General features: G+C 73.8%; 7 protein-coding genes and 1 pseudogene. 4 read left to right on the forward strand and 4 right to left on the reverse strand.

Annotation, left to right across the window (positions count from 1 at the left end; translation table 11 throughout):
- Positions 1-188: 188 nt before the first annotated feature.
- Complete coding sequence (gene glgX / locus VR45_RS10215) at positions 189-2336, reverse strand: glycogen debranching protein GlgX (protein WP_045939373.1); 2148 nt, start codon at positions 2334-2336, stop codon at positions 189-191.
- Between the two features lie 658 nt (positions 2337-2994).
- On the opposite strand from glgX, the gene VR45_RS10220 reads away from it, so the two are divergent.
- The 4 genes from VR45_RS10220 to VR45_RS10235 all read left to right on the forward strand — a co-directional run bounded on the left by VR45_RS10220 (position 2995) and on the right by VR45_RS10235 (position 7160).
- Positions 2995-4191, forward strand: coding sequence for an SAV2148 family HEPN domain-containing protein (locus VR45_RS10220; RefSeq protein WP_045939377.1), 1197 nt, complete (start codon positions 2995-2997; stop codon positions 4189-4191).
- Between the two features lie 143 nt (positions 4192-4334).
- Positions 4335-4955 (forward strand): hypothetical protein, encoded by a 621-nt coding sequence (locus tag VR45_RS10225; RefSeq protein ID WP_045939374.1) that lies wholly within the window; start codon positions 4335-4337, stop codon positions 4953-4955.
- Between the two features lie 136 nt (positions 4956-5091).
- Positions 5092-6345, forward strand: coding sequence for a Dyp-type peroxidase (locus VR45_RS10230; protein WP_045939375.1), 1254 nt, complete (start codon positions 5092-5094; stop codon positions 6343-6345).
- 113 nt (positions 6346-6458) lie between these two features.
- Positions 6459-7160, forward strand: coding sequence for an exonuclease domain-containing protein (locus tag VR45_RS10235; protein ID WP_045939376.1), 702 nt, complete (start codon positions 6459-6461; stop codon positions 7158-7160).
- Here VR45_RS10235 and VR45_RS50020 read toward each other — a convergent pair.
- The 3 genes and pseudogenes from VR45_RS50020 to VR45_RS10245 form a co-directional block, all read right to left on the reverse strand.
- Positions 7132-7266: a hypothetical protein gene (locus VR45_RS50020; protein ID WP_286163160.1), complete on the reverse strand. Its 135-nt coding sequence runs from the start codon at positions 7264-7266 to the stop codon at positions 7132-7134. The genes VR45_RS10235 and VR45_RS50020 overlap by 29 nt on opposite strands.
- 118 nt (positions 7267-7384) lie before the next feature.
- Positions 7385-8286, reverse strand: a pseudogene (locus tag VR45_RS10240) (aminoglycoside phosphotransferase family protein).
- A gap of 132 nt (positions 8287-8418) precedes the next feature.
- Entirely contained in the window at positions 8419-10674 is a 2256-nt protein-coding gene (locus VR45_RS10245; RefSeq protein ID WP_045939378.1) for an MMPL family transporter, read from the reverse strand.
- Between the last annotated feature and the right edge of the window lie 611 nt (positions 10675-11285).

Below are 11285 nucleotides of genomic sequence, written 5' to 3' on the forward strand. Positions count from 1 at the left end.
CCCCGGGACGGAGAGCAGCGTCCCGAGCAGGAACTCCGCCGTGGTCGTCCGATCGCCCGCCATCGCCCCCGCCGCCCCTCGGTCCCGGTCCCCGGGCAGGCTCCGGCCTCCCCGGGGACCACGGTGGCCCGTGCGACGGCGGCTGCGCAAGGGCCGTCGGCACACCGGTGCACCGCAGGTACCGGTACTCAGGCCGGGCGCTGCAGCACCATCAGCGAGCGGTCGGTGAGCCAGAGCACGTCCCCGGCCTTGACCACCGGGCCCGTCCCCGGCGCGGGCAGCCGGGACTGCGCGGTGTCCACCACGACCTGCCACTCCTGCCCGTGCCCGGCCGGCACGGTGAACTCCAGCGGCTCGAAGTGCGCGTTGAACATCAGCAGGAAGGAGTCGTCGACGATCCGCCCGCCGCGCCGGTCCGGCTCCGAGATGGCGTAGCCGTTGAGGAAGACGGTGAGCGACTTGGCGTAGCTGGCACCCCAGTTGCGTTTGGTCATCTCCTCCCCGGCGGGCGTGAACCAGGCGATGTCGGTGAGGTCCTCGTACGCGCCGGCCCCGCCGCCCTCCCCGGTGGGCCGCCCCGGGACCGGGCGGCCGTGGAAGAAGCGGCGGCGGCGGAACACCGGGTGGTCGCGGCGCAGCCAGACCATGCCCTGGGTGAACTCCAGCAGCCGGGCGTCCGGTCCGTCCCCGGTCGGCCAGTGCACCCAGCTGAGCGGGTTGTCCTGGCAGTAGGTGTTGTTGTTGCCGTGCTGGGTGCGGCCGAGCTCGTCGCCGTGGGAGAGCATCGGCACGCCCTGGGAGAGCATCAGGGTGGCGAGGAAGTTGCGCTGCTGGCGGGCCCGCAGCTCCTCGGTGCCAGGGTCCTCGGTGGGGCCCTCGACCCCGCAGTTCCAGGAGCGGTTGAAGGACTCGCCGTCCCGGTTGTTCTCGCCGTTGGCCTCGTTGTGCTTGTCGTTGTAGGAGACCAGGTCGCGCAGGGTGAAGCCGTCGTGGCAGGTGACGAAGTTGATCGAGGCGATCGGGCGGCGGCCGTCGTCCTGGTAGAGGTCGGAGGAGCCGGTGAGCCGGGATCCGAACTCGGCGAGGGTGGCGTTCTCGCCGCGCCACAGGTCGCGGACGGTGTCCCGGTACATGCCGTTCCACTCCGTCCACAGCGGCGGGAAGTTGCCGACCTGGTAGCCGCCCTCGCCGAGGTCCCAGGGTTCGGCGATCAGCTTGGCCTGGGAGACCACCGGGTCCTGCTGGACCAGGTCGAAGAACGAGGAGAGCCGGTCCACCTCGTGGAACTGCCGGGCCAGGGTGGCGGCGAGGTCGAAGCGGAAGCCGTCGACGTGCATCTCGGTGACCCAGTAGCGCAGCGAGTCCATGATCAGCTGGAGCACGTGCGGGCTGCGCATCAGCAGGCTGTTGCCGGTGCCGGTGGTGTCCTCGTAGAACCGCTGGTCCCGGGCGAGGCGGTAGTAGGAGACGTTGTCGAGGCCGCGCAGGGAGAGCGTCGGGCCCAGGTGGTTGCCCTCGGCGGTGTGGTTGTAGACCACGTCGAGGATGACCTCGATGCCGGCCGCGTGCAGCGCCTTCACCATCGACTTGAACTCCTGCACCTGCTGGCCCCGGTCGCCGGTGGAGGAGTAGGAGGAGTGCGGGGCGAAGAAGCCGATGGTGTTGTAGCCCCAGTAGTTGGCCAGCCCGAGGTCCCGCAGCCGGTGGTCGCGGACGAACTGGTGCACCGGCATCAGCTCGATCGCGGTGACGCCGAGCTTGGCGAGGTGCTCGATCACGGCGGGGTGGGCGACGCCCGCGTAGGTGCCGCGGATCTCCTCGGGGATCCCCGGGTGCAGTTTGGTCAGGCCCTTCACATGGGCCTCGTAGAGCACCGTGCGGTGGTAGTCGGTGCGGGGCGGCCGGTCGGTGCCCCAGTCGAAGTACGGGTTGATCACCACCGAGTGCATGGTGTGCGGGGCCGAGTCGAGGTCGTTGCGGCGCTCGGGGGCGCCGAAGTGGTAGCCGTAGACCGACTCGTCCCAGTCGATGTTCCCGCTCATCGCCTTGGCGTACGGGTCCAGCAGCAGCTTGGCGCTGTTGTGCCGCTGGCCGAGGCCCGGGTTGTAGGGGCCGTGGACGCGGAATCCGTAGCGTTGGCCCGGCTGGACGCCCGGGAGGTAGGCGTGCCGGACGAAGGCGTCGGTCTCGCGCAGTTCGACGGAGGACTCCGAACCGTCCTCGTCGAGCAGGCAGAGCTCGATCCGGTCGGCGCTCTCCGAGAACACGGCGAAGTTGGTGCCGGCCCCGTCGTAGGTGGCACCGAGGGGGTAGGAGGTCCCTGGCCAGACCTGCATGGTTCCTCAACTTCCTTGCGTAGAAGGAGAACTGATGTGGAGTCCGATGGTCGGGCCCGGACCTCGGAGGCACTCTCTTCCCGGCCTTGCGGCCGGGCATGCGCCGCTCGGGCACCGTGACCCACGGCACACGGCGGCACAGTCCGCATACTCCCCGACGCTTCCCCCGGCGGCGGGTCCATTTGTGCCGTATTCGCCCGAACGGGTGTCCGCGCGCGTCGTCACGAGCCGTCACGAGTGGCCGTGGCGCCGTTGCGGCTCCGTCGAGGGGCTTTCGTGGTGGGCGGGGCGGGTGAGACGGTTGGGGTGTCCCGGCGACCCGGCCGCCGCCGTGCCCCAACCGGCTGCGGGCGGTTCGCGGCGGGCAGTACCCTTGATCGTCCGACTGTTCGGGACTCATGGCGATCCATCAGGCGAACCGTCGGCGAACCGGCGGTGCGTCGGCGGTGCGCCGACCGGTCGTCCGGTCGCCCGGTACGCCGAGCGTCCGACCGGTCGGACGGCGGACAGGCAGACAGGCAGACAGCTCCGAGCGGCCCCGGCCGGCTCACGACAGGAACCAGGTGAGGTGCGCATGGTGTTCCCCGCCGGCGGTCGTGGCGGTGGGCCCGGCGGCCCCGACCGTGGCGGCGCCCGCAGCGAGGCGCCGACGGTGGTCATGCGCCCCGCCCTGACCGGCGGGCGCTCGCTCGTCCCCGCCCAGGGTGGGCCGGTGGAGGTCCCCGCGCTCGCCTGGTCCGGCGCCGAGTGGGAGGACGCCTACCAGCGGGTCAGGCTCTCCGGCCGCGCCTACGTCTGGCTCAACCTGGTCGAGCAGCGGCTCCGCTCGCTCGTCGACGAGGTGCTGCACCCGATCTACGCGCCCGCCCACGGCGAGGACTGGGTCACCGCCGCGGCCGGGCCGGCCGGCGAGGAGTGGGCGCACCGGGCCGGCGCCGTCCGCGAGGTCAGCCGCCGCAAGGGCTACCTGCTCGACCCGGCCGACGACGACCCGCTGGTCTTCCTCACCCTGCCGCAGCTGCGCGAACTGATGGTCCAGCACTGGCCCTGCTTCGAGCCCTACCTGGCCGACCGACGGGAGATCGAGCTGGCCCTCGACGAGCTGGAGGTCGCCCGGCACGTCGTCTCCCGCAACCGCGTCCTCACCCCGACCGTGCTCGCCCAGGCCGAACGGGCCGCCGCCCGGCTGCTCGCCCTGCTCGACGGCGGCACCGGGGCCGTGCCCGCGGACGTGGTCGAGTCCCTGGTCGCCGGCCGGTACGCGGACGTCGTCGCCGTCCACCCCGACCGGGTCCGGCTCCAGCGGGACCTGCCGGTCGAGGACCTCCTCGACGGCGCCCGGCGGCTCGACGCGCTCGGCATCGGCCTCGGCATGCTCTGCCAGAACTACACCGGCAAGCGGCTGGTCCGGCTCGCCACCGAGGGCTGCCGGGTCCGGCTGCTCTTCCTCAACCCGGCCAGCAGCGCCGTCCGCCGCCGCGAGCGCGAACTCGGGCTCGGACGCGGCGAGCTGGGCCGCTCCATCCAGATGAACATCCTGCACGTCCGCCGGGTCCGCGCCGCGCTGCGCGACCAGGGCGGCTTCGAGATCCGGGTGTTCGACGAGACCCCGAGGTTCACCGCCTACCTGGTCGAGGGCACGCCGGCGGGAGCGACGGCCCCCGGCGGCCGGCGGCAGACCCGCGACCTCGGCGTCGTCCAGCCGTACCTGCGGCGCGCCCGCGGCATGGAGTCGCCCGCCCTGGTGCTGCGCGGCGGCGCCGGCCAGGAGCCGGGCGGCACGGACGCCGGGCTGCTGGAGGTCTACCGCGAGGAGTTCGAGGGCATCTGGGCGGACTCCCGCCCGGTGTCCTGACCCCCGTCGTCCTGACCCCCGTCTCCCCCGGGCGGGGGAGACGGTCCCTCTCGCGACGGAAGTGGCGCGGGTACCGCGACCGGCACCTTGGAAGTACCGGGCCGGAGCGGCCCGGCCACCCTCCGAGGAACCGAGGTCCGACCATGCGCACACTCCTGCTGGGCGTCGTGACGGCGAGCGCCCTGGTGCTCGCCACCCCGACCTTCGCCGCCGCCGCCCCGGCGTCCACGGCAGCTGCCGGGGCGTCCGCTCCGGCATCCGCCCCGGCGTTCTCGGGCACCGAGCGGTCGAGCGCGAGCCTGCACGGCTGGGCCAGGCTCGACCTGTTCGGGCCGGTCCCCGAGCCCAGCCAGCTGATCACCCTGGGCGTGGACGCCCGCACCACCGGGCGCCCGTCCACCGGGAGCCGGGGGCACGCCACCATCCAGCACGTCTTCGACCGGGGCACCGACCGGGAGTTCACCGCCCGGGCCGAGATCCGGGTGGACTGCCTGACCGAGCGGGACGGGACCGTCGTCCTCACCGGCACCGTCGACTCGGTGACCTACACCGCCGGCCCGGGCCTCGACCCGGTGCCGCCGTTCCCGAGCGACTGGCACCCCGAGGTGGCCCTCGGCTTCCGCCACGACGAGCAGGGGCGGCTGCGGGTCGGCTGGAGCGGCGTCCCGGCGGAGCCGACCGCCCCACCGGCCGCCACCGCTTGCCAGGCCCCGACCGACCCCGGCCTCCACCTCGTCCGGGGCGGCTTCGCCTTCCGCCGGTAGGGCCCGTGCGGCTCCCCCTTCCGGGCGGCGAGCGGAGGCGGGCCGGGGTAGGCGTTGCTAGCGTCGATTCCATGATCAGCGGCCCGGTTCCGGGCCCGCCTCCCCCTTGTGCTCCGCCGCCCCGGAAGGCCCGCCGTTGACCAGTCAGCACACGACCGAGCCCGGCGCCCCCGGCACCTCGCGCCGCACCTTCGTCCGCACCGCGCTCGGCGCCGGCGCCGTCGGGGCCCTCACCCTCGGCGCCGGCGGCCCCGCCCCGGGCGCACCCGTCGCCACCACCGGGCGGATCCCCTTCCACGGCGTCCACCAGGCCGGCATCCTCAACCCGCCCCCCGGCTACGGCACCTTCCTCGCCCTCGACGTCCACGTCAACGACCGGGCCGCGCTGGCCGCCCTGCTGCGCACCCTCACCGACCGGATCCGCTTCCTCACCGACGGCGGCACCCCGCCCGACCTCGGCCCCGGCGCCGCGCCCTCCGACAGCGGCACCCTCGGCCCCGCCGCTCTGCCCACGGACGACCTCACCGTCACCGTCGGCGTCGGCGCCTCCCTCTTCGACGCCCGCTACGGCCTCGCCGACGCCCGCCCCGCCGGGCTCACCGCGATGCGCGCCTTCCCCAACGACGGCCTGCGCCCCGCCGAGTGCCACGGCGACCTCTCCCTCCAGGTCTGCGCCACCAGCCGGGACACCGTCCAGCACGCGATCCGCGACCTGCTGCGCGCCACCAGCAAGTCGCTCAGCCCGCGCTGGCAGCTCGACGGCTACCAGAACCGCGCCCGCCCCACCGGCGCCGCCCGCAACCTGCTCGGCTTCAAGGACGGCATCCAGAACCCCGACACCGGCTCGGCCCAGCAGATGGACGCCCTGGTCTGGGTCGGCGCCGACGCCGGCGGACCGGCCTGGGCCGTCGGCGGCACCTACCAGGTGATCCGCGCCATCCGCACCCTGGTCGTCCCGTGGGACGAACTGCCCCTGCGCGAGCAGGAGCGGATCATCGGCCGCCGCAAGTCCGACGGCGCCCCGCTCGGCCGCACCAAGGAGGGCGACACCCCCGACTTCACCCAGGACCCGGACGGCGCCGTGACCGCCCTCGACTCCCACATCCGGCTCGCCAACCCCCGCACCGACGCCACCCGCGCCGACCGGATCCTGCGCCGCGCCTTCAACTACGACCGCGGTCTCGACGCGGGCGGCGTCCCCGAGCTCGGCCTCGCCTTCTGCTGCTACCAGCGCGACATCGCCCGCCAGTTCGAGACCGTCCAGACCCGCCTGATCGACGAACCCCTCGCCCGCTTCCTCCGCCCCACCGGCGGCGGCTACTTCTACGTCCTCCCCGGTGCCCAGGACGCCGCCGACTGGCTCGGCCGCACCCTCCTCGCCCCGGCCTGACCGGGGGACCGGGGCCCGCGCCGGGCGCCCGGGGACGGACCCAGGGGCCGGATTGTCGGAGGGGCGGGTGATGATAGGGGCTGTTCGAGTGGAGGACGGAAGGACGCATTCCTATGAGCTGGTGGCAGCAGCCACTGGTCGGCTTCGACCTGGAGACCACGGGTACCGACCCGGCCGTGGACCGGATTGTCACGGCCGCCCTCGTGGACACCGTCGGGGACCGCCGGCTGGATGCCACCGGGTGGCTGCTCGACCCGGGGGTGCCGATCCCCGCCGAGGCGGCGGCGATCCACGGGATCGGGGACGACCTGGCGCGGGCCAAGGGGCGGCCCGCCAAGGAGGCGGTGGACGAGATAGCCGGCGCGCTGTGCGCGCGGCTCGCCGAGGGGCGGGCGGTGGTGGCGTTCAACGCCCCGTTCGACCTCTCGATGCTCGACGCCGAGCTGCGTCGGCACGGGCTGCCGGCGCTGGCCGAGCGGCTCGGCGGGCCGGTCGTGCCGGTGCTCGACGCGCTGGTGATCGACCGCGCGGTGGACAAGTACCGCAAGGGCTCCCGGACCCTGCAGCGGGTCTGCGAGGTGTACGGCGTCGAGCTGACCGACGCCCACGAGGCGGGCAGTGACGCCCTCGCCGCCGTCCGGGTCGCGGTCGCCCTCGCCGAGCGCTACCCGGACCAGGTCGGGGACGTCCCGGTGGCCGAACTCCACGCCCGTCAGATCGACTGGCACCGGGCCTGGGCCGAGGACCTCCAGGCGTGGCTGCGCCGGGCCAAGGACCCGGAGGCGGTCATAGACCCCCGCTGGCCCCTGCGCTGAGCCCGGTCCGCAGCAGCAGCAGGGCCTTGGCGGCGGTGAACCCGGCCGCGTCGAGGGAGCCCTCGCGGTGCAGGGCGGCGAGGCGTTCGAGGGCGGCGGTGGCCATGGCGCGGAGTGCAGGGCTTGCCGGTGAACGGGCGTACCGCTGAACGGGCGTACCGCTGAACGGGCGTACGGGCGTACCGGCTCACGGGCGGCCGCCGGCACGGCCGCCCGGTGCGTGGTCAGAACGGGTACCAGCGCACCTCGGTGGCGCCCGTCCGCAGCGAGTCCACCCGGCGCCGGAACTCGGCCAGTGCCGCCGGGTTGCCCGGTGCCTGCTGGGCGACCCAGGAGGCGCTGGCCGTCTCCCTGGCCCCGCGCAGCACCGCGAAGCCGGGCCACTCGCGCACGTCCCAGCCGTACGCCCCGGTGAACTCCAGGTAGTCCTCGTCCGGCACGCCGTACCGGTCGTGGCTGAGTGCGAGCACCACCAGGTCGTGCTCGCGCAGGTCGTGCGCGACGAACTCCAGGTCGAGCAGGACGGGCCCGTCCGGACCGACGTGGACGTTGCGCGGCAGCGCGTCGCCGTGGATCACCCCGGTCGGCAGGTGCGGGACGAGCTCGTCCGCCGCGGCGGTGAAGGAGTCCCGGCGGTCGCGCAGGAAGTCGACGTCGGCCGGGTCGACATGGCCCTCGGCGGAGGCGAGCCAGCGTTCGACGGGGGCGAGCAGGTCGCGGCGGCCGAGGGCGAACGGCGGGTCGGGCAGCCGGTGCACGGCGTGCAGCAGCGGGGCGAGGTCCACCGGGCGGGCGGGCCGCTCGGCGGGGGCGAGCCGGTGCCAGAAGGTGACCGGGTGACCGTCGGCGAGCCGCGGTCCGGCGGGCACCGCGTCGTAGGGGCGGACCACCGGGACGCCGTGACGCCGTGGCCGGCCAGCCAGTCGGCGACGGCGAGTTCACGGCGGGCCCGGTCGTGCAGTTCGGGCGCGCGGCCGACCTTGGCGACCACGGCCGGGTCGCCGAGGTCGAAGACGGCGTTCTCGCCGAGGGCGAGCAGCCGGGCGTCGGCGGGGTCGGGCAGGCCGGCGGACTCGCAGGCACGGGCGAGCAGCAGCCGCGCCCGCCCCTCGTCGAAGCGGAGCATGAGGGTCGGTTTCCTTCGTGACAGCCGGGTGAGGACGGTCGATCATTCTGGCAAACGGGTGCCGGGCCCCGCGCGATGCGGGGCCCGGCGGTCGTCCGGGGTCTGCGGGCCCGGGGCCCCGAAGGGGAAGGGTCAGACCCCGATCCGGCGGTGCCGGGCCTGCGGGACGTGCGGTTCGGCGGTGGCGGCGGCCGGGGCGAGCGGGGCACCGGCGCCGAGCGGCGGGACGGTCTCGCCGTGGGAGAAGTCGGGCAGCCAGGCGAGCCAGCGCGGCAGGTACCAGTTGCGCTCGTCGAGCAGGGTCATCACCGAGGGCAGCAGCACCGCGCGGATGATCGTCGCATCGATCAGCACCGCGACCGCGAGGCCGACGCCCATCTGCTTCATGGCCTGCATGGAGAGGGTGCCGAAGACCGCGAAGACCGCCACCATGATCACGGCCGCGCTGGTGACCACCCCGGCCGTGGAGCGGATGCCGTGGGCGATCGCGGCCCGGGTGGGCAGGCCCCGGTCGCGGCCCTCCTTGATCCGGGAGACCACGAAGACGTGGTAGTCCATCGAGAGGCCGAAGAGGATCACGAAGAGGAACAGCGGCACCCAGGACTCGACCGCGCCGACGCCCTCGGTGCCGAGCAGCGAGGCCCCGACACCGTGCTGGAAGACCAGCGTCAGCATCCCGTACGCGGCGCCGACCGAGAGCAGGTTGAGCACCACGGCGGTGCCGGCGACGGCCAGCGAGCGGAAGGAGGTGAGCATGAGCAGGAAGGCGAAGACCACCACGAAGCCGAAGACCACCGGCATCGATCCGGTCATCTTGGCGTTGAAGTCGTAGGAGCCGGCGGTGCGGCCGGTGACCGGGGCCTCGGTGCCGGGCACGGCGAGCACGGTGGCGGGCACGAGGTCCTCGCGCAGGGTGCGCAGGGCGGCGTTGCTGACCGCGTCGTTGCCGCTGCCGTTGAGCGGGATGTCGACGGTGGCGACGTTCTGCTCGGGGTGGACGGTGACGTCGACCGGTCCGTGCATCCGGCCGGAGGCCAGGGCGCGGGCCTTGAGGTCGGCGATCGCGGCGGTCATCGCGGGGGAGTCGATGTCGGTGGCCTTGATCACCACGGAGGCGGGTGCGGGGCTGCCGGGGAAGGCCGCCTCGATCTTCTGCGAGACGGCGACCAGCTCGTTGCCCTTCGGCAGCTGCTGCTGGAAGGTCAGGTTGGCGGTGTGCATGGTGAGCAGCGGCGCGGCCAGGCCGATCAGGACGGCGCCGGACAGGGCGGCGGCGGCCAGCGGACGGCGCAGCACCGGGGTGAGCACGGCGTTCCAGAACCGGCCGCCGGTGGTGGCGGCGTCGGGGCGGCGGAGCCGGTGGAGGAAGGGCACCCGGCCCTTGTCGACCCGGTCGCCGAGCATCGAGAGCAGTGCGGGCAGCACGGTGAGCGAGCCGAGCACGGCGGTGACGACGACCACGATGGTGGCGTACGCCATGGCCTTGAACTCGGCGATGCCGGTGAGGAACATGCCGGCCATCGCGATCACCACGGTGACGCCGGAGACCAGTACGGCCCGGCCGCTGGTGGCGGCGGCGATCCGCAGCGAGGTGTCGAGGTCACGCCCGGCGGCCCGCTCCTCGCGTTCGCGGCGCAGGTAGAAGAGGCAGTAGTCGACGCCGACGGCGAGGCCGACCAGCAGCATCACCGAGCTGGCGCTGTTGCTGGTGTGCAGGATTCCGCTGCTGAGGGCGACGAGTCCGCCGGCCGCGACGAAGGCGGTGATCGCGAGCAGGACGGGCAGGACGGCGGCGACCAGCGCGCCGAAGGCGACCAGCAGGATGCCGAGGGCGAGCGGGACGGCCGTCCACTCGGCGCGGGCGAAGTCGTCGGCGAACTGCTCGTCCATCCACTTGCCGGAGCTGGCGTCGCCGAGTTCCACCACGGTGAGGTCGGGGTGCTGCTTCTGGACGGCGGCGACGGCGTCGACCACGGCGCCGACGTTGGCGGTGGCCTCCTCGTGGTCGCCCTTCACGGTGAGCTGGACGAGCGCGGAGCGGCCGTCGGCGGAGACCGCCTTGGTGTCGTAGGGGGAGCGGACGTCGCCGGCCTTGCCGGTGCCGTTGACCCCGGCGATCACCTGGTCGACGACGGCGCGGAAGGCGGGGGCGTCGGCGGTCCGGTCGGTGCTCTGGATCAGGACGGTCTCGGTGGAGGGGGACTTGAGTCCGGCCCGGTCGAGGATCTCGGCGGCCCGGGAGACCTGGCCGGGCATGGCCTCGGCCTCGTCGACCTGGGTGCTGCCGTGCAGGCCGCCGAGGAAGGTGGCGAGGACGACGAACAGCAGCCAGCCGAAGACGGCGGTCTTTCTGTGCCGGGCGCTCCAGGCGCCCATGGCGGCGGCCATGCCGGGCTTGGTGTTCACGGTTCCCCCTGGAAGAGCGGCCGGCGCCGGTGGCGGGCGCGGGCCGGGTGTACGGCGGTGGTCGGCCGCCGGAGTGCGGCGCCGGGTGCGGTCCGGCGTCGTGATCGACAGTAGGGAAGCGGGTGCTGACGGGGTATCCGGCTGGCGGGGGAGTGCTCCCTGTGGTCTTCCTGGGGGACGGGGTGGGGTTTTCCCTACCAGGCAACCCTGATATCTCCTCCTGGGGTCAGGGGGGCAAGCTCCACCCTGAGGGGGAGCCGTCTCCACCCCGAGTACGAGGTCAAACCGGTCCTCCGCACGCGAAAATGGCTCGGGGGCACTTCGTGGCGCCCCCGAGGGGGTCGCACTGCGGCAACGGGGTCACGGGGAAAACTGCTTGCCGGTCGGCTAGCAAGTGACCGTAGGATGAGCCTCTCTGAGTACTTACCTGCCGACCGGCTAGACCTGTGCCCCGCACAAGTCGGGCCGATCCGATCCGTCGCCCGACGTCCCGTCCCCCGAGGGCTGCGGTGAACCATGCCCAGGAGGCATCACGAGCATGTTCCACCGACTAGGACATTTTGTCGTCCGTCGCGCCTGGTGGGTGATCGCGG

The sequence above is a fragment of the Streptomyces sp. NRRL S-495 genome (assembly GCF_000966955.1).
Classification (GTDB): Bacteria; Actinomycetota; Actinomycetes; order Streptomycetales; family Streptomycetaceae; genus Kitasatospora; species Kitasatospora purpeofusca.

What these genes read in the sequence shown, in the direction of transcription:
- VR45_RS10225 (WP_045939374.1), top strand. Translation starts at nt 4,335, where the DNA reads ATGCGCACACTCCTGCTGGGCGTCGTGACGGCGAGCGCCCTGGTGCTC.
- VR45_RS50020 (WP_286163160.1), bottom strand. Translation starts at nt 7,266, where the DNA reads ATGGCCACCGCCGCCCTCGAACGCCTCGCCGCCCTGCACCGCGAGGGC.
- VR45_RS10235 (WP_045939376.1), top strand. Translation starts at nt 6,459, where the DNA reads ATGAGCTGGTGGCAGCAGCCACTGGTCGGCTTCGACCTGGAGACCACG.
- VR45_RS10220 (WP_045939377.1), top strand. Translation starts at nt 2,995, where the DNA reads ATGCGCCCCGCCCTGACCGGCGGGCGCTCGCTCGTCCCCGCCCAGGGT.
- VR45_RS10245 (WP_045939378.1), bottom strand. Translation starts at nt 10,674, where the DNA reads ATGGCCGCCGCCATGGGCGCCTGGAGCGCCCGGCACAGAAAGACCGCC.
- glgX (WP_045939373.1), bottom strand. Translation starts at nt 2,336, where the DNA reads ATGCAGGTCTGGCCAGGGACCTCCTACCCCCTCGGTGCCACCTACGAC.